The 22,535-nt window shown below is 54.1% G+C and carries 20 protein-coding genes and 1 tRNA gene; 14 read left to right on the top strand and 7 right to left on the bottom strand.

The window, feature by feature from the left end; all coding sequences use genetic code 11:
- Window positions 1-15 precede the first annotated feature (15 nt).
- A complete protein-coding gene (gene gabD / locus AC3IUE_RS00950) occupies window positions 16-1,458 on the bottom strand; it encodes an NADP-dependent succinate-semialdehyde dehydrogenase (RefSeq protein ID WP_008148203.1) in 1,443 nt (480 codons plus the stop codon).
- 350 nt (window positions 1,459-1,808) lie between these two features.
- Between gabD and AC3IUE_RS00945 the strand changes: the two genes are divergently transcribed.
- The 12 genes from AC3IUE_RS00945 to AC3IUE_RS00890 all read left to right on the top strand — a co-directional run bounded on the left by AC3IUE_RS00945 (window position 1,809) and on the right by AC3IUE_RS00890 (window position 10,922).
- Window positions 1,809-1,885 (top strand) — tRNA-Arg (locus AC3IUE_RS00945).
- Window positions 1,886-2,052: 167 nt separating this feature from the next.
- Entirely contained in the window at window positions 2,053-3,288 is a 1,236-nt protein-coding gene (locus tag AC3IUE_RS00940; RefSeq protein ID WP_489265030.1) for a tyrosine-type recombinase/integrase, read from the top strand.
- A gap of 283 nt (window positions 3,289-3,571) precedes the next feature.
- Entirely contained in the window at window positions 3,572-4,414 is an 843-nt protein-coding gene (locus tag AC3IUE_RS00935) for a hypothetical protein (RefSeq protein ID WP_489265028.1), read from the top strand.
- A 93-nt stretch (window positions 4,415-4,507) separates the two neighbouring features.
- Window positions 4,508-4,822, top strand: a complete 315-nt coding sequence (locus AC3IUE_RS00930) for a helix-turn-helix transcriptional regulator (RefSeq protein ID WP_489265026.1) — start codon at window positions 4,508-4,510, stop codon at window positions 4,820-4,822.
- Window positions 4,819-5,427, top strand: coding sequence for a hypothetical protein (locus AC3IUE_RS00925; protein WP_489265024.1), 609 nt, complete (start codon window positions 4,819-4,821; stop codon window positions 5,425-5,427). The genes AC3IUE_RS00930 and AC3IUE_RS00925 overlap by 4 nt, the downstream gene beginning before the upstream one ends.
- Window positions 5,424-5,765, top strand: coding sequence for a hypothetical protein (locus AC3IUE_RS00920; RefSeq protein WP_489265022.1), 342 nt, complete (start codon window positions 5,424-5,426; stop codon window positions 5,763-5,765). The genes AC3IUE_RS00925 and AC3IUE_RS00920 overlap by 4 nt, the downstream gene beginning before the upstream one ends.
- 374 nt (window positions 5,766-6,139) lie before the next feature.
- Window positions 6,140-6,298, top strand: a complete 159-nt coding sequence (locus tag AC3IUE_RS00915) for a hypothetical protein (RefSeq protein ID WP_191623565.1) — start codon at window positions 6,140-6,142, stop codon at window positions 6,296-6,298.
- Window positions 6,295-6,576: a hypothetical protein gene (locus AC3IUE_RS00910; RefSeq protein WP_150656872.1), complete on the top strand. Its 282-nt coding sequence runs from the start codon at window positions 6,295-6,297 to the stop codon at window positions 6,574-6,576. The genes AC3IUE_RS00915 and AC3IUE_RS00910 overlap by 4 nt, the downstream gene beginning before the upstream one ends.
- Window positions 6,573-6,857, top strand: a complete 285-nt coding sequence (locus tag AC3IUE_RS00905; RefSeq protein WP_150656873.1) for a DUF3077 domain-containing protein — start codon at window positions 6,573-6,575, stop codon at window positions 6,855-6,857. The genes AC3IUE_RS00910 and AC3IUE_RS00905 overlap by 4 nt, the downstream gene beginning before the upstream one ends.
- Window positions 6,854-9,745, top strand: a complete 2,892-nt coding sequence (locus tag AC3IUE_RS00900; protein WP_489265019.1) for a DUF927 domain-containing protein — start codon at window positions 6,854-6,856, stop codon at window positions 9,743-9,745. Before AC3IUE_RS00905 ends, AC3IUE_RS00900 begins: the two co-directional genes overlap by 4 nt.
- An 85-nt stretch (window positions 9,746-9,830) precedes the next feature.
- Window positions 9,831-10,673: a chromosome segregation protein SMC gene (locus AC3IUE_RS00895; RefSeq protein WP_489265017.1), complete on the top strand. Its 843-nt coding sequence runs from the start codon at window positions 9,831-9,833 to the stop codon at window positions 10,671-10,673.
- Between the two features lie 63 nt (window positions 10,674-10,736).
- Window positions 10,737-10,922: a hypothetical protein gene (locus AC3IUE_RS00890; protein ID WP_454837867.1), complete on the top strand. Its 186-nt coding sequence runs from the start codon at window positions 10,737-10,739 to the stop codon at window positions 10,920-10,922.
- 289 nt (window positions 10,923-11,211) lie between these two features.
- On the opposite strand, the gene AC3IUE_RS00885 is transcribed toward AC3IUE_RS00890, so the two are convergent.
- Together AC3IUE_RS00885 and AC3IUE_RS00880 are read right to left on the bottom strand one after the other, a co-directional pair.
- Window positions 11,212-11,640 carry a hypothetical protein gene (locus AC3IUE_RS00885; RefSeq protein WP_454837866.1) on the bottom strand — a complete coding sequence of 143 codons (429 nt, stop codon included), beginning with the start codon at window positions 11,638-11,640 and terminating at the stop codon, window positions 11,212-11,214.
- Window positions 11,637-12,482, bottom strand: coding sequence for a Panacea domain-containing protein (locus AC3IUE_RS00880; protein ID WP_489265015.1), 846 nt, complete (start codon window positions 12,480-12,482; stop codon window positions 11,637-11,639). The genes AC3IUE_RS00885 and AC3IUE_RS00880 overlap by 4 nt, the downstream gene beginning before the upstream one ends.
- 631 nt (window positions 12,483-13,113) lie before the next feature.
- Here AC3IUE_RS00880 and AC3IUE_RS00875 point away from each other — a divergent pair.
- Both AC3IUE_RS00875 and AC3IUE_RS00870 read left to right on the top strand, forming a co-directional pair.
- Complete coding sequence (locus AC3IUE_RS00875) at window positions 13,114-16,914, top strand: SIR2 family NAD-dependent protein deacylase (protein WP_489265013.1); 3,801 nt, start codon at window positions 13,114-13,116, stop codon at window positions 16,912-16,914.
- Between the two features lie 1,274 nt (window positions 16,915-18,188).
- Window positions 18,189-19,007 (top strand): PDZ domain-containing protein, encoded by an 819-nt coding sequence (locus AC3IUE_RS00870; protein ID WP_414883347.1) that lies wholly within the window; start codon window positions 18,189-18,191, stop codon window positions 19,005-19,007.
- A gap of 293 nt (window positions 19,008-19,300) precedes the next feature.
- Here the strand turns inward: AC3IUE_RS00870 and AC3IUE_RS00865 are convergent, their stop codons facing one another.
- Genes AC3IUE_RS00865 through AC3IUE_RS00850 form a run of 4 tightly spaced genes read right to left on the bottom strand, consistent with a single transcriptional unit; the run spans window position 19,301 to window position 22,494 of the window.
- Complete coding sequence (locus tag AC3IUE_RS00865) at window positions 19,301-19,570, bottom strand: hypothetical protein (protein WP_489265010.1); 270 nt, start codon at window positions 19,568-19,570, stop codon at window positions 19,301-19,303.
- A gap of 20 nt (window positions 19,571-19,590) precedes the next feature.
- The gene (locus AC3IUE_RS00860) at window positions 19,591-20,220 is read right to left on the bottom strand and encodes a hypothetical protein (RefSeq protein WP_489265008.1); all 630 of its coding nucleotides are present in this window, start codon (window positions 20,218-20,220) and stop codon (window positions 19,591-19,593) included.
- A complete protein-coding gene (locus AC3IUE_RS00855) occupies window positions 20,217-20,783 on the bottom strand; it encodes an RNA polymerase sigma factor (RefSeq protein ID WP_489265006.1) in 567 nt (188 codons plus the stop codon). The genes AC3IUE_RS00860 and AC3IUE_RS00855 overlap by 4 nt, the downstream gene beginning before the upstream one ends.
- Window position 20,784: 1 nt before the next feature.
- The gene (locus tag AC3IUE_RS00850; RefSeq protein WP_489265004.1) at window positions 20,785-22,494 is read right to left on the bottom strand and encodes a vWA domain-containing protein; all 1,710 of its coding nucleotides are present in this window, start codon (window positions 22,492-22,494) and stop codon (window positions 20,785-20,787) included.
- Window positions 22,495-22,535: the final 41 nt, after the last annotated feature.

The raw sequence follows: 22,535 nt of genomic DNA, 5'->3' as shown, positions 1-22,535 counted from the left end.
CTTATCCCTTCGAGCTTAGATGCCCAGGCAGAGGTATTTGATTTCCAGGTAATCTTCGATGCCGTACTTGGAGCCTTCACGGCCCAGGCCCGACGCCTTGATGCCGCCGAACGGCGCGACTTCGTTGGAGATCAACCCGGTGTTGACGCCGACCATGCCGTATTCCAGGGCTTCAGCCACACGGAACACACGACCCAGGTCGCGAGCATAGAAGTACGAAGCCAGACCGAACTCGGTGTCGTTGGACATCGCGATCACTTCGGCTTCGTCTTTGAAGCGGAACAGCGGAGCCAATGGACCGAAGGTTTCTTCCTTGGCCACGGCAGCGTTCTTCGGCACGTTGGTCAGGATGGTTGGCTCGAAGAAGTTGCCTTCCATGACCTTGCCACCCGCCAGAACGGTTGCGCCTTTGCTAATCGCGTCAGCAATGTGCTCTTGAACCTTGGCCACGGCTTTTTCGTCGATCAGCGGGCCAGTGGTGGTGCCTTCTTCCAGACCGTTACCGATCTTGAGTTTGGCCACGGCCACTTTCAGCTTCTCGGCGAACGCGTCGTAGACCGAATCCTGAATGTACAGACGGTTGGCGCAGACGCAGGTCTGGCCGTTGTTGCGGTACTTGGAAATGATCGCGCCTTCAACGGCCTTATCCAGGTCCGCGTCGTCGAACACGATGAACGGCGCGTTGCCGCCCAGTTCCAGGGACACTTTCTTGATGTCCTTGGCGCATTCAGCCATCAGCTGACGACCGATTTCGGTCGAGCCAGTGAAGGACAATTTGCGCACGATCGGGTTGCTGGTCAGCTCGCTGCCGATGTCGCCGGCACTGCCGGACACCACGCTGAACACACCGGCTGGAATGCCAGCACGCTGGGCCAGTTCAGCCAAAGCGAATGCGGAAAACGGAGTTTGCGAAGCAGGCTTGAGCACCATGGTGCAACCGGCGGCCAGAGCCGGGCCGGCTTTACGGGTGATCATCGCGGCCGGGAAGTTCCACGGGGTGATTGCAGCGGTCACGCCGATTGGCTGCTTGATCACGATCAGGCGCTTGTCTGGCTGGTGGCCCGGAATCACGTCACCGTAGACGCGCTTGGCTTCTTCAGCGAACCACTCGATAAAGGAAGCGGCGTAAACGATTTCGCCCTTGGCTTCGGCCAATGGCTTGCCTTGTTCGAGGGTCATCAGGCGAGCCAGGTCGTCCTGGTTCTCGATGATCAGTTCGAACCAGCGACGCAGCTTGTTCGCACGGTCCTTGGCGGTCAGTGCACGCCAGGCCGGCAGCGCTTTGTCAGCGGCTTCGATTGCACGGCGGGTTTCGGCAGCGCCCATTTTCGGCACGGTGCCCAAAATTTCGCCCGTTGCCGGGTTGTTGACCTTGATCGTCTGACCATTGTCCGCATCAACCCAAGCGCCATCGATGAAGGCTTGCTGGCGGAACAACTGGGTGTCTTTAAGCTGCATGTCGGCTTTCCTTAACAGCACCGCGACAAGCGCGGAGCGAATTATGATTGTAGAAAGGCGCCTTATAGGCTGCCGTCAGGGAAATCATTCACCGGGCTGAAGCACATAAATAGCGCACTGATTGAAACTCGTGCGGTTCAGCACCCAGACAAGAGCGTTTGAAATCTCAAACGAATCCTAGGATCAAAGGGGGTAAAGGACAATAGCCTGTTCGAAAAAAAGAACGAAAACGCCGCATTTGCCTAATTTTTCTGATCAACGTAGCAATAGCAGGTTACGCTTTGGAAAAACGCAGGCGATTCAGCAGCATGGACGCCCGCAGTGCATATGAGTATCATGGCGCCCGCATTGCACCAGTAGCTCAGCTGGATAGAGTACTGCCCTCCGAAGGCAGTGGTCGTGGGTTCGAATCCCGCCTGGTGCACCATATAGCAGTCTAGACCTGTCTCAGACAGTCTACGAAACACCCCAAGAAGCCCGCCCTGTGCGGGCTTTCTTGTTTCTGGCTATCCCTCCCTGTCTACCCCTATAACTTCACGCCGTGTATGCCCACGTGTATGCTTTGAGATTCATTGAACTGGAGGCATACACGCAGTGAAGCGTACTGAAATCAAACGCCGCCCACTGGCCGACACTACTCTTGCAGGCTTGGAGCCAGAGAGTGCGACGTACCGGGAGCAAGACGGCAACGGCTTGTATTTTCGGGTCAAGGCAAATGGACAGAAGTCGTGGGAGTTGCGCTACAAAAAACCAGACGGGAAATGGTCCTGGCTGGGCCTAGGCGGTTACCCCGAAATCAATGGCTCGCTAGCCAGGCAGAAGGCGGCGCAACTGCGGGATGACGCATCGACCGGTAAAAATCCTTTAGTCAGTAAGCAGGCTCGCAAGATTGCTGACCGGGTGGCTGCCAACAATACTTTCGAAGCATTAGGGCGCGAATGGTTTGAGGCTAGGCGCTCAAGCTGGGAAGCCGGCACGTCCCGTCGAGTCCTTGGTGCCCTGGAGCTTCACGTATTCCCCGTTTTCGGCAAACGCATCTACACAGAAATACTGCCCCTTGAATGGATGGAGTTTCTGCGAGGCATGGAGCAGAAAGGGATCATTGAGCAAATGGGCAGAGTTCGGGCCTTCTGCAAAGAGATCTACGACTTGGCACGCGTGACAGGCCGAGCGATCCACAACCCCCTTGAAGGCCTTAATAAATTTCTTCAGACACGTAGTGCTGAAAATTATGCACACGTATCAATAGAAGAGCTGCCTGCATTACTTCGAGCTATCAACTCTTACCCTCACGCAAAGGATGTCCGTCTAGGTCTCCGATTGCTGGCCTTATTAGCGGCACGCCCGAGTGAGATTCGAGAAGCACGCTGGTCAGAGATCGACCTCAACAAAAAGCTATGGACGATTCCAGCCGAGCGAATGAAGCGTCGTCGCGAGCATGTAGTGCCTCTATCTCGCCAGGCCATTGAATCGATAACGGAGCTACGCACGCTGACAGGCGCATACCCCCTTCTCTTCCCTGGGAGAAAAGATCGAACCATCCCCCGTAGCAATACCGTCTTTCTGATGGCGCTTCGCAGACTGGGATATGCGGGTCGGCAAACTGGCCATGGCTTCCGCCATATCGCGAGCACGATCCTTAATGAACAAGGCTTTGACGAGAACCACATTGAGGCCCAGCTTTCTCATGTAAAAGAGGGGATTGCAGGTGTGTACAACAAGGCGGTGTACCTGCCTCAGCGCAAAGTCATGATGCAGTGGTACGCAGATCATCTTGATGAACTGGCAACTGGCAATGTCGTGCAAGGCCAATTTGGAAAGGCCATATGAAGCTCCTTATCCCTCCCCCCTCCAAAAACGGTGTTACGCGTGTTACTGGTGTAACGGGCGACATCAAACCCTTGAATATATTGAGCTTCACGCCTGTAACACGTTTGAGAGCGGTGGCATACACGTCGTGTAACGCTGCGCCTGGGTGTTACACCGAGAGCCCCTCATTGCCACTGCTGGCTAGCCATTTCCGACGTGTGCGAACAAGCTCGGCGCGCTGGTTGTGCCTCAATAACATAGGGCGCGGGGATGGTTGGCTACGCTTCGGTAAAGGAGTGGGCGCTTGGAACTTATAGAAGGCATTGATCTCGCCTTGGGCGTAAAGCCGACGGCGAGACTTATCGAGCACCTGTCGAACCAGTCGCTCTATGTGCATTGCGGCGAGCAAATACTGGATGCGTGCCGTTTACTCGACCAATGCGCGTTTCGCATTCAAGCTAACGAAAGCAGTTATCTTAATTCGCTCTGTATTGAGGCCGTCAGGCAGGAAGAGTCAATCTTCCAGCATGCGGATACTCCTCGAACATCGCGCCTAGCTGACTGGATTCGCCACTTCACATGCTGCGAATCGGCGTCCGATGAAGAGGCTTATGCCGCCTATACGATGGCTTGCGCAGTAAAGGCAATTGAATCTCTCAGCGATTGGATGCAGGCGAGCGAACAGGAAGTTGTTTCGAAGAACTGGCAGATATTGGCGTTGCCCTGGGAGGAGTTCTGCCAAGCCGTCGCGAGCGAAATCAATCCTGATGAGCGCATTGACGCATTAGAGAACTATGTCGCGCATTTGGAAGTGGTCACCTCACTGATTTCCCTTTACGACGACGACATTACTGAGCTTGCTTCCGCAGCCATCAAAACCGCGATCCGTCGCAAAGGTGGCATCTTGAGCGGAAAGGATCGCAATGAAGAAATATCAACCCGCGACGCCGCCATTGTGAAGCAAGCGAACAACCTTCGGAGCGAGGGGCTTCCACGTCGAAACTTGGCGACACACGTCCATCGCTGGCTAGAAGATCAAATAGCCCTGCCCCCAAAACAGAGACCCACCTGGCTACCTTCGGAAATTGAGAAGGCTCTCAGCCGCAGACAGGTAGATGCCATCCTCACTAAGCATGGCTTGTTGTAAACCGAAAATTTCAAAGTGGAAGTGAACTGCTCACCGCATTTCAACACCTAGATCATTGCTCTCGTCAGTCCATACCAATCGAGAGCAATCCCAATGAAAAGTGACTTCGCACGAAAGCCCGTTCCAAACTTCCCAAACCTCGTCACCCCTTTTGATCCCACCTTCCCAAGCCTCATCACTCCTTTTGATCCCGCTACCACCCTCATACGCATGCCGCGTCTTGAGATTGCTACGGGGCTCAAGCGCTCGACGATCTACAAGCTCATGCAGTGCCCCGACAGTGGTTTTCCACAGCCCGTCAAACTGAGCAACAGCACCGCACGCGGTGCACCAGTTGCCTGGGTTTTTTCTGAAGTTCAGAGCTGGGTCAAAAGCCGCATTGAAGCCCGTGACCAGGTGGCCGCATGAAGCGCAATTACAGCCCATTCAAAGGACCATTTCTCGACTCCTACAGCATCGGCTTCCGCCTCTATCAACCCGGCGCGATCAACTGGCGTCATCGCACCATCGCCGGCGTGAGCTGGAACGGGGAAGAACAAGAAGCCTTCTTTTTCAACCCTGATGGCTTGGTCCTTCCGCTTAAACCCAATCCCTGGGAATTGCCTGAACTGATCCGCAAAAACGCGGTACGCAGGGAGTTTTCCAGCATCCACGGTACGGGCCATTTCGCGATGAAAGAGGGCCGCCGCACCGCCCTGAAATCGCTGGGCATGACCGACTGGGTCACCTACTGGCTGGTCGATCAATCGACTGGTTACGCGAATGATCCGGCGGTATGGCGACGCATCACCGAGCAGGATCTTGCCGAGGAAAAGACCGCGAGCGAACGCCTGCACCGTGAAATGAAGTTGACCTCGGATCTGACCAGCTATGTGGACGAATGTCTGGCACAGCAGCGCGAACTGCTCGCGGTAGAACATCGCCGACGGTGCGGCGAGGACAGCAAGATTTTGGCTTGGCTCAAAGGTGAAACACCGCCGCCGCTGTTCACCAATATGCAGGAGGCGGCATGACACCGACCTTTCTCCCCCACCAAGCCTTGGATCTTGTCGGTGTACTTGAAGCGTCTCTGCCTTCTACCGCAGAGATCAAAGGTCGCCAGCGCTTGCTGACCCTGCGCGATCAAGCGATCTCGGCCGGCGCTCAGGTGCTAATCGTGCTGTGGCATGACCTGGAGTGGACGTTGTTGGCGATTCAGCCGCCCGCAGACGTGGTGATCAGCGACGCGCGCGAGCTGATTCCCAACCTGCTGCGCAATCCCGAAGCGCTACAGCAGATGCAGCAAAGGGCTCGCCAAGGCAACCACTTGCAATGGCTCACCCTCGCCCGCCCTGTCACCACCCAGCACTAACGAAAACGCCCCCGGGAGCGATCCGGAGGCGTTGAGGTAAATCTACATGCCCGCACAATCTAAGTCGCATCGAGCAAATGCGCAAGATCTCCGCACGGTTGCACTTTGCAAAACAGGACGTTACTCTTTGGCCGTCGCTGCAAAATCAGCGACCGGGTTTGACGGCCCGATCAACAATAGGCGCACAGGCGCCCCCATTACGATTGCAGGCGCTTTTTTTGTGCCCGCATTCCCGTTTTATGGTGGCTGTGCGTGGGAGACCTTCGGGTCTGCCGGGTTCCTATTGTCCCGGTCCGTCAACCTGCGCACAGCTGCCACCCCAATTCGTTTGACGGCGAACGGTGGTAGCTCCTCAACAATAGGAGTTTCGCCCCATGCACGCCCTCAATCCGTTCAAAATTCGCGCCACTGCCCATCGTGCAATGGCTCTCGCCGCTTTACACGCCAACTCCAGCCTCGCTACACGCCTCACTCGATACAACGCCCATATGGCCAAAGCCCGCGCGCTCGAAACCGCAGGCGGTGCCCAATGAACCAAGCCCTGAGCTTCTCCCTGCCCGAGGATCTGCTTTGCGTCCACAAAGGCGCCGAAGCCGGTGTGCCGATTGACGCCATCACCTGTGCCGTGGATCGAGCCAACTCCGTGCTCTTGCTTCTTGAGGATCAGTTTGAGTGCGACGGCCCACGTCTGGCCAACCATGTCATCGCGGCGGCGCTGTGGGATGTTCGAGGAACGTTGGGTCTGATCCGCACCCTCGCCGTGCACGCCGACAACTCCACTCGGCTACCCGTTAGTGGCGGTGCCCAATGAACCCTTCCATTGCGATCAATACGGTGGGTGGCGCCACCTTTGCCAAGTGCAACGCTCAGAACCAGCCACTGTTCCGCATCAATGCCGGCATATCGTGCGAGGAAGCGCTCGAACAAGCTTCTCTACTCATGGATTGTGTAAACCAGCTCACTTTCTTGAGCGGCATGGGGAATGGCAACGATGCGATGATCTGGGCTTCGCATTATTTGAGCGAGATGGCGAAGGCCATCATTGATGACGTTACCAGCGGGTTGCAAATGGCCCAAGGCGGTGACGTATGAAGGCCTCTACCTCAAACGCCCGTCGTCCCTCGTTCGCCCAAGTCAAAGCCGTTGCGTTGCAGAACATTGATCGGGTGCTTGCCCATTGGCTGCCCAACGGTAAACGCGTCGACGGCGGCAAGGAATACACCGCCGCCAATCCCACCCGCGCCGACAAGCGCGCCGGCTCCCTCAAGGTCAACATGAGCAAAGGCACCTGGGCGGATTTTGCCACCGGCGACAAGGGCGGCGATCTGATCGATTTGGTGCGCTACCTCGATGGCGGCACCGACGTCGAAGCCTGCAACAAGCTGGCGGATCTGCTGCACGTTACCGCTGGGGCGGCTCAATCGAAGCCTAGTCCCAGCAAAAGCAAAACACCGGAATGGCTGGCCATTCAGCCGATCCCGGCCGAGGCCATGAGCAAGTGCCCGGCCAAACACCGGCAACACGGTACGCCGTCCAAGGTTTGGATTTATCGCGACGCTCAAGGCCAGCCAGTCATGGCCCTCTATCGCTTCGACTTGGGCCCGGATGAAGACGGCAAACCGCGCAAGGTGTTTGCCCCGTTGACCTGGTGCCAACGGGCCGACAGTCAAACGCAGCAATGGCGCTGGCAGGGCTTGCCTGAGCCGCGTCCTCTGCTGCGTCTGGATGAACTGGCGCAACGCGCAGAGGCACCGGTCATTCTATGCGAAGGCGAAAAGGCCGTCGACGCCGCGGCGGAGTTACTGCCCAGCTACGTGGCCACGTGCTGGCCGAACGGCTCGAACTCCTGGCACAAAGCCGACCTGACACCGCTCAAAGGTCGGTCCGTGGTGTTGTGGCCAGACAACGACGCCAGTGGCAAAAGCTGCATGGACGCCATCGCCAAACAACTGCAACAGATCGGTGCCGTGTCAGTGCGCGTGATCGCTCTCGACGTCTTCAAACGCAAGCCTATGCTCAAGAATGACCAACCGACGTTCGCCAAGGGTGGCCAATGGGAGGACGGTGACGACGCGGCCGATGCCCAAGCCAAAGGCTGGACGGCGGCCCACATAGCCGAGCTGGAACGCAGCGGCGAACTGTTCGGTGTTGAGCCGGAAAAAGCACCGGCCGAACTACCCGAAGCCAAGGCCAAGCCGACAACCAAGCGCGCCGCAAAACCCAAAAACGACCTGTTGCCCGGCGGCTTTCGCCTGACGCCCGAAGGCGTGTTTTACTCCGGAGACGATGGCGAGGCTCGCCCGGTGTGTTCGCCGCTGGAGATCCTGGCGCGCACCCGAGATGCACAGGGGCATAACTGGGGTTTGCTGGTCGAGTTCGACGATCCGGATGGGGCGAAAAAGCGTTGGAACATTCCGGCACGAACCATGACCGGTGACTTCGGTAAGGACGTACTCGGCCCACTGGTGGACATGGGCTTGCGCTTGGCCGGCAGCCGATCCGGACGCAATGCGCGCAACGACCTGCAAAGTTATCTCGGCGGCTTTGATAGCGCCCAGCGCGCACGACTGGTTACCCGTTTGGGCTGGCACGACAGCGCCTTCTTGCTGCCCGAACAGCAGGTCGGCTCACACACTGAACACCTGCACTTCTATGAGGCCGGTGCGCAGCTTCCACCCATCAGCGAAGCCGGCACCCTGGAGCAGTGGCAAGAGCAGATCGGCGCCTTGTGCATCGGCAATCACCGTTTGGCATTTGTGGCCAGCGTGGCGTTTGCCGGTCCGCTGTTGCACATGCTCGGCCATGAGTCGGGCGGCTTTCACCTCTACGGTGACAGCTCAGGCGGCAAAACCACCCACCTGCAAGTGGCTGCCTCGATCTACGGCGGACCGCGTCTGGTGCGCTCCTGGCGCTCTACGGATAACGCCTTGGAATCCATCGCCGCCGCGCACTCCGACGGGCTGCTAGTGCTGGATGAAATCGGCATGTGCGACCCGCGCATCATTGGTGAGACGGTGTACATGCTCGGCAACGGCACCGGGAAGGCTCGCGCCAATGATCGCGGACAAGCCGGCCGACAGGTGCAGGAGTGGCGCTTGCTGTTTCTCTCGACCGGCGAGAAGACGTTGGCGCAGCACATGGCCGAAGCCAACAAGGAGCTGAAAGCCGGCATGGAAGTGCGGATGCTCGCCGTGCCAGCGGATGCCAGCAAAGGCCTGGGCATGTTCGATGTGCTGAACGGCTTTGATGACGCCGCCGCCCTCTCCGATGCACTCAAGGCACGGGTGGCCAAGTACTACGGCACACCACTTACCGCCTTCCTGTCGGCCCTCTGTGAGCCCGGTAAGCGGCATGGTTGGTCGGCGATCCTGCGCCACACCTTGGAAGGATTTATCTCAAAGGCGCTACCCGCCTCGGCCAGCGGTCAGGCGCATCGAGCCGCCGCCCGCTTTGGGCTGGCCGCAGCAGCCGGCGAACTGGCCACCGCGATGGGGATTACCGGCTGGCCCGATGGCGCCGCCACCACCGCAGCCCGGGTGTGCCTCAGTGCCTGGATGAATGAGCGCGGCGGTGCAGGCAACTTGGAAGGGGACGCGATCTTGGCGCGGCTGCGTCAGGTCATTGAGCGCTTCGGTGAAAGCCGTTTCACCCGCTGGGAGTCGGCCGCCGCAAAGATCGACGAGCACGGCCCACGCACCATTGATCGCTTGGGCTTTCGCAAGACGCTGGAGCACGGCCTGGGTGACGCATTGCACACCACCAACACCTACTACGTATTGCCGGAGGCGTGGCGCTCCGAAGTGTTCAAGGGCATGAACATCAATGCCGTGAACAAGGAGCTGATACGTCGGGGCGTCCTTGAGCCGGGGCCAGATGGCAAAGCCTCCTGCGCCGTCCGTTTACCCGGGATGGGCACACAGCGTTGCTACGTGGTGAAGACCGTGCCGGTAGCGGATGAGAGCGAGGCTCAGGCCGCCTGACGGCGGGCCTACTGACTGAGGTAGAGCCGGCTTAATCGGCCTCGCCAGCCACTGCGAACCCAACCCAATAATTAGGACACAACCCATGAACCGAATTGAACAACTGAAAGACGCACGCGCCAATAAAGTCATCGAAATGGAGGCGCTCAAAAAGGAAATACCACCTTTTGAGTCAGCGCTTCACAGCGAGGACGTCATTAACAACGGCCGAGAGAGCGACGTCAGGCATGAAATCAGCAGTCGCAAAATCAAGATCGACTCGATCGATCATCAGATCTTCCAACTCGACCAAACGCTGGACCGCCTGGAGAAGCTCGCCAACCGAGAAAGCTTAATGGAGGGCTACATTACCGACATGGCGAACTGGATGGCGGATGAGCTGGAGCTTAACGCTAAACGGCAAAGCCTAAGCACTCGCCTGGAGGAAATTCGCCAGCAGACACAGGAAGAGATTACCAGCGCACGACAGGCTGAGACTCAGGCGGCTACCGCTTACGCACAAGCAGTGGCGTGGGGCGACGTCGAGGGCGAAAAAGCAGCTAGCACCGACGCTCAGAAAGCCGCGAAAAACCTCACTACCGCCACCGAACAACATCGCCGCCAACTCCTGATCATCACCGCCTTGGAGCAAGAGCTGGCCATCGTAGACCGGCACATCAGCGAGGCTCAGGTAGAACACCAAAAAATTGAGGAAACCGCCTTGCGGCTGGCCCACAACGCCCTGGAGGAAGCGTGGAATGAAGCTGCTCAAGCGCTGTTAGATGTGGGAGGTAAGCTGTACGCCGCCGCTCGGATGATAGGCCGCGATCCGGTGTCCTTAATGAAGCTCGACATCCCCGAGCAGGGTGAAAACTTCGGCAGTTGGAGGTGGAGCGAACTGGCGGACCGTGGCCGCCAGCATCGCACGCGCGATCTGCTCGCGATGTAACTCCGAGGCTCCTGAAACAGCCTGCTTTCGCGGGCTGTTTAAATCGCTCCAAGGAATGAAGCCATGACCGCAACGACACAAAACAGCTCAACTATTTCCGAGGCACTTAAAGCGAGAAAAGCCCACCTGACTGCCCTGCTCAAGCTGGTGGATACCCAAACCGGAAAAAGCACAGCAACGCAAAAGCTCACCATCACTGCGATCAAAGCAGAAATGGGGCTAATCGAGCATAAGCTGAAAAAACGGTGATGAAGATAAACGGAAGCTCGCAAAAGCTTCCGTTGCATTCAAATTCGGCAGGCCGCTCACGGCCCAGAGTGTGTAAAAACGCTTCGCCAAAATTGAAGTGTGCGCGTCTACGTTCAATCTGAAATTTATTGGCCCGTCAACAGATGTGGATTTCGCATAGAAGCGCGATTTCCAGTCCGGTTTTGAGTACCTGTCGCGCTGAAAAACGTTTTTACACAGCCTGGGCCAAAAGCGGTCAATTACGCAATGACTACAATTGGTCAGAAGTAAATCCACGAGAATGCACTTACTACACTGGTGACGATGCTTCGGCTACGCGGTCGATGATCGTATAGGTCGAATTGTCGCGAATCACAGTAGTTACCGCTCCCTTCTTTTTTCCGCGGATCAACGCATGCGAAGGATTCGGAGTGAATGCATTCCCTTGTTGTGCAGGAAGCGGATCGTGCAAGATATCTTGCTTCCAGTCAGGCACTAACTGGGTCGACCTTTTTGGGTTTGTTGGATTCCGAATGCTATCGCATACCGCAATCGACACAATCATATTTCGGCCATTGGCAACATGCGGCGATAGCTCCGGGTTAAGCTGAACTTTCTGCCAGTCGCACGATAGATTAGGATCGTTAAAGATTGAAGTAGGAAGTTCGGTCTGTCCATCTGGAAAAACCCGAGGATCAGCGTAGCGGTATAGGACTTCACCATCCAGTATATTACTCATACTGACATCTTCCCATAAACTTCCGCAAAATTCTCTTCGAACTGGCCCAAAGGGATTTCGTATTCTTCAAAGTGGCCATCTTTTTCGAACTCTACTTCTACTAGTTCCGAGTTATGGAAATTTAGGTACGTTGAATTATCTGACACAAACTCTAGGCTAATTCCTCCAGTAGGAATCGGCCCCATGATTAATTTTGGATAAATTGGCTTTGCGTGATTCGAAAAAAGTTGTCTTTCTAAACCCGACAAAAATCCGACTGCTACTTCGCTCGTACGATCTGTAGGTGCTTCTGCCTGACCCGAGATCCAAGCATTCCCAATCTGAGGAAGGTCTCTCAGATATTTAAGGCGAGATAGAATAAGCTCGTGAAACTGAAGTTTCTGTTCTGCAGCCGCTTTGTAGTCTTCAAATGAAGCAAAATTTTCGAAGTATGTTTTTAAATCAGGTTTGGACAGATAAACATTCTGATCAGGGATATATTTCGAAGCCCATGGAATATCTGCGTGTGAGTACTCAATAAGTTTGTATGAGCCAATAGTGCAAAACGTAAGTGTCAACGCCAAGATGAAAGCTGCCGTTTTTTCACCAATAGGCTTGAGAACCTCACTCTTTGGCTTGTTAATGTCATAATAGCCAAGGTGTTTATATTTATGGAATATTCCAGAGTTTACCGGTCCATGCTTCCAAGCTTGGAAGTCTTCTTGAAACAAAGGCTCTCCGAATTGCGCAAGATGAAATCCTTGAGCAAGGTACAGTAGCTTTTGTAATTCTCGGTTTGTCAGGCCATAAGGAGCAGGAGTCTGAGCGAGAATGTGGTCGGCAATATCAAAAATAGTGGGCATAAAGTCCTGTTGGCGCCTCATTTCGGGCCATAGATCGTTGTAGCATCGTGTGTAAGCATTCGCTATCTGTCAAGTATGGTTTCGTCAGCCTCATGTCGAAAAATTTGAACCCGCGATATCTCACTGCTTTTGCGCAGTTTTTGCTGGTTACCTTCCGAGTGATCGCATTGGTCAAAGGGGCATCATACACCTAAGCCTCCCGCCATAGTTTCCACAGGATTGACCGCTTAGGGTCGATTACAGCCCTTCGTGACGGGCAGCTATCGGCCGAGGATGTGTATAAACGTTTTTGAGTAGGTTTATCCGTCTGAACCGGAATAAAAACTGCACTCCTATGCAAATTTCAGGTCTGCTGATTAACCAAGAGCCGTCAGATTTTACGTAGCAATGCATACTTCAAAATGGTGCATGCGTTTTTACACAGCCTGGGCCAAAAGCGGACGCTCAGGCAAAATCCGTGGTCGACCAGAGCAGCCAGTCAAAAGCGTCTATCAAATCGGCGGCGATTCAGTGTCCGATGAGTTAAAGCATCGTTTGATCAAAACCTATACAAGTAATACCCTGCGACCGAAGCCTAGAAAAGCGTATTTGCAATTGAAAGAATAAATAACCTGTCCAAAAGGAGAGAGGGATGGACGGTAGCAGAGTGCATTATGATGCGGTGCGGCGGGCGTTGGAAAATGGAAACGCAGCGATAATGGTTGGAGCTGGATTCAGTAGGAACGCTGAGAATGGCGATCAGCTGGCCACTTGGTACGAAGTGGCCCAAGAGTTATGGCGAGAGCTTAATCCTGATAAAGGTGAGCTTAAAGAGTTTTCCACCAGTATGGTGGCCCAGTTGGGTGAGCAATATGCAAGAGTTTTTTCTAAGCCAGCTCTTGAGGATTTGTTAAAGCGTCTTATCCCAGATGATAGAGTTAGTCCAGGAATCCTGCATAAAAAGCTTTTGACGCTTCAATGGTGTGAAGTATTTACAACTAATTACGACACTTTGCTGGAGCGTGCTTCTGAAAACATTGTAGATCACGCCCATTATGTAGTTACCTGTAGAGAAGATATCCCCCAATCGAAAATGTTGAACCGGCGACGGATCGTCAAGCTTCATGGTTCGTTTCCATCGCAACGTCCTTTTATATTTACCGAAGAGGATTATCGACGTTATCCCGACCAATCTGCTCCATTTGTAAATCTAGTGCGTCAATCAATATTGGAAAATATTTTTTGCTTGATAGGTTTTTCAGGTGATGATCCGAATTTTTTACATTGGATTGGGTGGGTAAGAGATGTACTCGATCAGCACGCTTTACCTATTTATCTATTTTTGGGAAGCGCTCCAACTCTCGGGCAACAGAGGCTACTAGAAGCGCGCCGGGTTACTCCTGTGGTGCTCCCTATGTTGGACGGTGTAGAAGAATCAGACTACGCAGCCCGATACAGTGAACTTATACGAATACTGAAAGAACCAATTAACGCGGATCAAAAGTCCTGGGGAGAGTTCACGAATAATGTGACGCTGCCTACCGGCTCCTCAATAACAAATGACGAAAAGCTGGACTATGTACTGCGCAGCTATTTGGGCCTGCGGAAGGCCAGGAGTAGTTATCCGGCATGGTTTGTTGCGCCAAGAGACGTAAGGCGGAAGTTTTCCTCAACCGTCTCGCGAATTTCTGGGTATCTCTATTCCAAGGAACTCCAAGATCATATAGTTCAAGTTGCTCCGCATGTTGGCGTGGCCATAATGGCGGATTATGCGTGGCATAATGAAGTATTGTTGCAATGCTTTGACGATGGGCTGGCTGATTTCTCTATCAAACTTTTATCGGCAACTGAGGGTGCGAGTTATCAAGAGTCAGTCTCTGAGCAAAAGGATCTAAATGGGTTTTCAATAAAGTCGCAATTCTCCTTTAATGAGACATGGAAAGAAGTCGCAGTGAGTTTAGTGCGCTGGGCTAGGCAGGAGTTGAGGCAGGACGAATATGAAAGTTTATGTAAAAAGCTTTCGTTTAAATTCCCTAGCGATTTGCATTTGAAAGATGAGCTAGTTTATGAAGATGTGTTATTGGCTTTGTATAAGGGGGATCGCGATGTAGCTCAGAGCATTCTTATGAATTGGGAGATTAGATCTCCTGACGGATATATGTATGTTCGTAAAGGAATGTTGCTTGGTGAAGTTGGCGACGTGTCGGTCGGACTAACAACTAGCCTAGTAGGCCTAAAGAAAATAAGAAAAAATCAGCGGTCGAGAACGAGTTCAGTGCGCTATCTTTCTCAGGAAGCATGGGCTTGTTTAACCATCAGCTATTTACAGAAAACTTTAGCGTGGTCAATGAGCTTTCGGGGAAAAGCGCGTGAGCTCGAGTTTGAAATTAACCCCGACGAGTTAAATCAGCGCTTGGCAGATCTAGCGGCGATTGATCATGATGTTGTCCAAGAACTTCAGTTGCTAATGGCGGATCTCAATGCGGAGACCCCTTCGCCATCACAACCCGTTAGCCGCACTCCTTTATTTGAGCTGGGCAATTACTCAACGACTCGACATATCGGAAGATCCAGTACATTTGATAAAAAAATCGATGCGGCGTTTGCTTGGCTTTCGTTAAGCGACCGTGTTTCCCTGGTTCCTCGTGTAGGTGATACTACTTTCGATATAAGTGCGTTTGGCCAAGCTGCTTGGTGGGTGCAATATGTTGACTCGATGGAGCGCGTACTAAGTGTAATGATCCGTACTTTGAACAAGAAAATGCTTGAGCCAAGATCGGATAATCAGCTAATGCATTCCGCGGGATGGCTGTCTCGATACCAAGTTGCTAGGGCTAAAGAGAGTCTTGCGAACTCGATTTGTGAGCGATCTTTAAGTTTGGTGGAGCGTTTTTTTGAAAATGCACATGATGATGATGAACTTACTAGGATTGCATTGTTTCATCTTGAGCTAGTCGGGCGGCTTATTATTCGGCTGACTGACTCGGAGGTGGTGTACTCGTTTGGCGAACGCATCGTAGCGCTACATCATAGCAAGGTTGTCGGTCGACACAGTGAGGTTTGGAAAAGCTTGGCAGTATGCATGGCTAGATGTTTTGAAAACTTGACTTCGGTTGATAGAGGACGGCTGGCTAGGTCTATTGCGACGATACCTTCTGTGATCCATGATGGGTCGATAAGAAGTGTTTATCGGAACAACTGGATCATGTTCCATAATATTAAAAAACGCTCTGATGATCCAAAAGTTGATTGTGTTTCAGCCGAAATCAGTAAAGATATTGACGAGCTGATCTTGATTTTGAAAGATGCGAGCGTGGATGATACTGGTCCATATTCAAGTTTGGCTGGTATATGGCAGCGGCTGTTCTGGTTAAAAGAGTGGGGCTTTATAAGTGAACCGCAGACTCAAGAAATTAATGTGTTTTTAAGTAACCAAGGAGGGTGGCCGATTATACCGGGGCACCATTTCTGGGCGCCTTTGTTATGGATGCCAAACTTGAAAAAAACTGGAGATACTGCCTTCAGAAAATGGTTACTCAACCAAAAGGTCAAATCTTTTAGAGTTATTTCAGAAGACGATAAAATTAAGTCAGAAGGCCGCGTTTCTTGGCAAATAGGTGCCGACGATGGCTTTTTTGTGAATATGTCTGCTTCGTTGGAAAGATCGAACTGGTCCCAAAAAGACTTTGTAAAAAGTCTTCTTATCGTAAAGGCGTGGTGGGATGACGAATGGTTTTTGATTACGCAGAACATGGAGAGGATTAGCGAGCTTAAAGAAATGACGATTGAGCGTCTTATTAATTTAGATATAATCGTTTCTAGGTTCATTGATGCTCACGGGTACGATTCTTTTTATAAGTCCGATGTTTTTTCTTGGGTTTCCACTGTGCGAACAGAATCTTCAGTAGTCGGCGCTGAGTTTCTTCGCACTAGAATTGCTGAAAGTTTCAACAAGTCAAAAATTGACGATTTGTATGAAGTGGAGAAAAAGTTAATCGCGGGTCTGCTTTGCGCTGATGTATCTCGTGCCAATAGAGCATTAGCGGTGATTTGGTATTGGATTAAGCATCCTAAATCCTCAAAGTTCTCCCCGCCTTTAGCACTGATCGCAACTCTTGTCGCTATTGTTTCAACCCGTCGCATGCCTGTTCTTTTTAGGGTAATGGATTTAATTGCGCAGTTAGTAGTGCGTCACCCAAGTTGGGTTTGCGATAGCTCATACACGATGCTCGGTAATGGTTTAAATATGATGCTTGAGGAGCTCAGATATGAGAATCGACCAGATGGTACAGGAATACCTGACGAGGTTGTTCCTGAGCTGCGACTTGGATGTACAAGACTAGCTAAAGCTTTAGAGGCGACTAACCATCATGAAATCAGAGCTGTCGTTGCTTTGTGGGTGGGTCAGGCTTGTTCTGATCCTCTTCCTGAGCTTAGATATTTTGATGAATAAATAAGTTTTTTGAAACTGGAGGCTGTTTGGGTATCAACTTTCCCATGGACTTGATACCAGTAATTTATCTGGCTTGACAGGACGCCCCCCTATGGGGGCCCGTAAAATTTGACGCGACGGCGCTCTGGGCTGCGATGAATCAGATCAATCCTTCGACAGATCCGGAGCTATCTGCCGCGTCCGTTCTCGCTGAAGGTTCACACCGTGAAAAGGGGCGAGGAGAGGCAATACCTTGAAAATGCGGGTTTTTCATATGCTCCCAATCGTGCTGTCCCGGCCCTTCTCTAGGGACCTCGCACTAATCGGCGCTTTATGAACTGCAACGATTGCACCTCTTGGGCCTACAATTTACCCAAATTTGTGAATGCTGCTGTAACACCTATTTGGCTTGTAACACCCAACGCACGTGAAAGATTAGCAGTGTGTGACATCAATAAAACCCAATAAATTCAATGATTTAATACCAACCGTAACACCCGTAACACCTGTAACACGTCTTTTCGAGCCCCCCACACCCCATCGGTGATAACGCCGCCCGCGAGTGCAATACTGGCTGGTATCGACTGATGCAGAATTCGAACGCTGGGTCGCCGAATGCCAGGAGCTTGGAAGGTGCCGTCTACCAACAGGGTGAAATGCATCAACCGGGGTATCGAAATAGCCAGGGCCCCTGGGAATGTTCGGTAGGCACGGGGTCGGAAACCCGCGTGATCGTGTTAGCGGAAAAGTGCACAGCTTAGTGAACAGGTGAACCTGGTGAACTGCTGTTCACCTGTGCATTTGCCCTATTGCTTGGTCGTCCGCCGGGGGACCCTGAGCACTTCAGATGAGTACGGGGCTAATAACCCGTCGAATCGTGTTAGCGGCTGGATTATCTACGTTGGTTGACAGGTTGACGTGGTTGACACCATCCCCAAGGTTGACGGGGCTCAACCGTTCGCTATCAACAACACGCAAGCCCACCTTTACCGTTGCGGTAACGATGCCCTTTTCTCTTCAATATCCTTTCAATTTCAACGTTGAAATTTCAGTAAGCTGATGAAACTGTCGCTACCAAGATCTCGCGGGTTTCCGACCCCGTGTTACTAGGAAAACCTCAGGGTCCCCGCTGATTTCCTGACCCGTCAGCAATTTGAACTGGTGCTCTTCACGCATCGAACCCACCCCCAACACTCACGGGTAGAAAGCTCGTCTGTAGAACTAGGTCTCGTAGCGGCGTTACGCCATACTCCCTTGCAAATAGCGCAACGCTTTCAGGCCAAGGGAAGGGACGTATGAAAAAGAAGTTCATGCATGTGCTGGTGGCGATAAGTGCATCGCTCAGCATCGCGGGGTGTGCCAGTGGCTACAAAGAATTCTATACCCCCACTCCTGGCGCAACCCCGGAAGCTATCGCGTCCACTCGCGCATCAGCCGCGCCGCAGACACCCGCTGTTGAACGATCAGCATTTGGAAACACAGATCAGCTCCTGGCAGGGTATGCAAAGCGCGGTTATTTGATTATTGGTGAATCGAGTTTCAACAGCGGTGAAAGCGTCTCAGATGATGACGCAATCGAGCAGGGGCAGGCCGTCGGAGCAGATTTGGTTCTAGTTTTTGTACCGCAATACACGGGATCGGTTACCTCTAGCGTGCCATTCACGACACCAACGACAAACACTTCGTACACCACCGCTAATGCCACCGCGTACGGGCCAGGTGGACCGGTTTCGGCCTACGGTAACGCCACAACCACGACCTACGGGAGCAACACGACGTATATCCCCGTCACCGTCAATCGATCTGATTACGGCGCAATTTACTTTGTGAAAGGTCGGTTCCGAATTGGCGCATTCGTTCGCAACCTGAACGACGCCGAGCGTCAGCAATTACAAACGAATCAAGGCGTAGTAGTCATTAATATCGTCGATGACAGTCCGGCTTACAAAGCTGACGTTCTACCCGGCGATATGATCGTGGCGATGGATGGAGAAAGAGTGTCAAATCAAGAGGGCTTCACGCGAATGGCATCAGCACGGAAGGGGCGATCCATTAATTTGTCCTTGATTCGACAAGGTCACCCCATCGAAAAGAGCTTGCAGGTGGGTAATTAGAGCACCCCATGGATGACCAAGCGCACACCGTCCGACATACCCAGTAAACGCCTCCGTGTATGCCCACGTGTATGCCTAACCAAAACACCACCAGCCGCCCCCTTATAAGCCGGGCATCACAGCCTCCAGTTCAAACGACGCCTGGGCACCATACGTAGAAACGAAAAAGCCTCAGACCGCAGGGTCTGGGGCTTTTTTGTCGGTGTCGTTACAGCCTCAGGACGGGCGCTGGATGCAGTTGTTCGGTTTAACCGAACAACTGAGTCTGAAAAAAAACCGCCGAAGCGGTTTTTTCATTCAGTCGTCCAATCGAACTCGTCGTAATCATCATCGTCTTCTTCATCCTCGATCAACTCATCATCAAGAACGTCTTCCTCAAACGCTTCCTCTGCCTGCTTCGCCAGCAGAAACTCCTTACGACTCTCAGTAACAGCCCGCCGTAATTCCTGACCCTTCACCGGGCAGTTGAGCATTTGGGCGATGCGGTCGATTTTTTTCGCCATGGCTTCCTCCAACGCATCGGCTATAGGCCGATAGTGCGCGCTTTCGGGTGTCGATGCCAAATTGGCGACCGTTATGTCCTTCAGTTTTTCTGCAATGCCTTGAGTCGGGCCGTGAGGTTTTCGTCAGGGAAACGCTTGTGCAATGTCTTCAACAGCGCATCGGCGGCTTGCGTCTTACCCGCCTTTTGCAGGCGCACTACTTCATGCAATTGCTCATCCAGCGTTTTCGTCGGCGCTGCTGCACGCTTGCTGACCTTGGCTTCATCGGCCATTTCGGCATTGATCGATTCGCTCTGCGCGGGCGCGGCAAAATCGGCCATTGGCGCCGCAGGCGCGGGGGCGGACATTGCGCCGGCCGGGGCAGCCAGCGAGCGAGCAACCGAAGGTGATACCTCTGCGGCTTCTTTTTTGGCGACCGGTGCAGACGTTTTGGATGCAGGAGCAAAGTCGTAACTCGGCAGCTGCTCCTCCGTGCGTTGCACCAGTGCAAGCATCAGGGCCACGCCGACGAGGCTGGCAAATGCAACTTGCCAACGGGGTTTCTGGCAGGCCTGAACCCAGCGTTTCCACAGACCTGGCTTCTGCGCAGGGACTTCGCGCTGTGCGGCAGCCAGGAGGAACGCGTCGAGATGGGCCGGTGGTTCGCCGGTCGCGTGTTCACGATAGTGCTTCAACACTTCGTCTTCTGGCGTAGGACGGGCGTCAGTCATGTCAGTACCTCCTCGGCCAGCAGCCGACGCAGTTTTTGCTGGGCGTAGCGCAAGCGGCTTTTGACGGTTTCCAGCGGTGTTTCGGTGAGGGTGGCGATCTGTGGCAGGTCGAGATCGCCATGGGCGCGCAGCAGGAACACTTCGCGCTGGTCCGCGGGCAGGTTTTGCAGGGCCGCTTCGAGGCGCTGGTTGTCGCGGCTCAGGCTCAGCAGTTGTTCGGGATCGGCTGCGTCATCGCACAGCGCGTGGATCTGTTCGTCATAGCTGTCATGCAAGGGGTTGTGGATTCCGTGTTTGCGCCAGTGATCGATCAGGCGGTTGCGGGCAATCTGATAAAGCCAGGTACGAAAATTCGCCCGGCCTTGTGGCTGACTGGTGCTGCGGATCAGGCTCAGCCAGGTGTCCTGGTAAACCTCTTCGGCCAGCTCGGACTTGCCGCTCAGGCCGAGCAGGAATCGGTAGAGCCCTTGGCGGTGACGGGCGTACAGAATCTCGAACGCCGGCCCGTCGCCTGCGCGATAACGGGCCAGCAGCGATTCGTCGCTCGATTCAGGCGCTGACATTTCAGTTGTAGCCTCCTTTTAGCGGCTCACTGTTCGATGCGGTTGTGGTTCGCAGACTTTGCGCCAACTCCACCAATTGCACGAACTCTGCCCGCAGACCAAATCGATCCTCGCCCCGCGCACCGCGAGCCAAAGCCTCGGTGTCCTTCAGGCTGAAATCGCCGGTATAACGCCCGTCCTTGAGCTGCTGGGAAAACGCTGCCACGGCCGCGGCAAATCGCAGGTCTTCACTGGCTGGCGCAGCACTGTCAGTGATCGGCCGCTCAATCAAGCGACTACTCCCACCCTCAGGCGACTGATATCGCACTCGCAACATCGCCAATTCCCCAGTTTTTTCGGAAACAGCGGCCCCAGGATTGCCATACCGCAGCGGCTCCAGCCAACCCTTCTCGCCCTTGGGCACAATTTCGTACAACGCCGTCACCGTATGTCCTGCGCCGATTTCACCGGCATCGACCTTGTCGTTACTGAAATCCTCACGCTTCAACGCACGGTTTTCATACCCCAACAGCCGATATTCACTGACTTGTGCCGGGTTGAACTCCACCTGCAGCTTCACGTTCTTCGCCACGACCGCGAGGGTCGAGCCGAGCTGATCCACCAGCACCTTGCGCGCCTCGCGCAGGTTGTCGATGTAGGCATAGTTACCGTCGCCAGCATCGGCCAACTGTTCCATCAGGTGTTCATTGTAGTTATCCACACCAAACCCCAACGTGGTCAGGGAAACGCCGGTCTTGCGTTTATCCACAGCCATTTGCTTGAGGCTGTCGAAGTCGCTGATACCGACGTTGAAGTCACCGTCGGTGGCCAGCAGGATGCGGTTGATGCCCTTGGGGATAAACGCCTGCTGCGCCATCTGATAGGCCAGTTCGATACCTGACGCCCCAGCGGTTGATCCGCCGGCGGTCAGTTGATCGATGGCGGTACGAATCTTCGCTTTGTCGCGTCCGGAGGTCGGCTCCAGCACCACACGTGAATCACCGGCATAGACGACCAAGGAAACCCGGTCCTGCTCGCGCAATTGATCGACCAGCAATTTCAGGGTGCTTTTCACCAGCGGCAAACCCTCGCGTCGGTCCATCGAGCCGGACACGTCCACCAAAAACACCAGGTTCGCCGGGGCCAGCTCCGCCACCGCGCGGTCCGAGGCCTTGATGCCGATGCGCAGCAATCGGGTATGCGGGTTCCACGGCGACGGCGCCAGCTCGGTGGTCACGCCGAAGGGTGAGCCATCGGTGGGTAATGCGTAATCGTAGGGAAAGTAATTGACCATTTCCTCCAGTCGCACCGCACCTTCCGGTGGCAGGCGCCCTTGATTCAGCAAGCGGCGGACGTTGGCGTAAGCACCGGTGTCGACGTCGGCGCTGAAGGTCGAGACAGGCGCTTCGGCCACACTGTGAATCGGGTTATCCGCCAGCGCTTGGTACTGCTCCCGCTGCTCATCCCGATATCCCTGCGGATACGCTTCGCCCGCGGGCATCGGCGCATAGCTCGCCGTCGGCGCCGGACGCACGCTGCGCTTGGCCATCGAGGTGTCCGCCATGACAGCCTCTTTGCGCACCAGTACTTCAGCCGGCAGCGCACCTTGAACCGGTGGCGCAACCGAGGCGGAATCAGGCTTGGATGAAACGCCGCAACCGGCAATGGCCAGCAGCAACCCGGCGGCGAAACCCTGGGCGGCCGGGTGAAGGAATTGCAGAGGGAGGGACATGGGGGCTGACCTCAGGAGGAAATTGATCCATTCATCCTCTG

Source organism: Pseudomonas sp. GL_093 (assembly GCF_057837605.1).
This window is presented reverse-complemented; position numbering and strand designations above follow the sequence as displayed.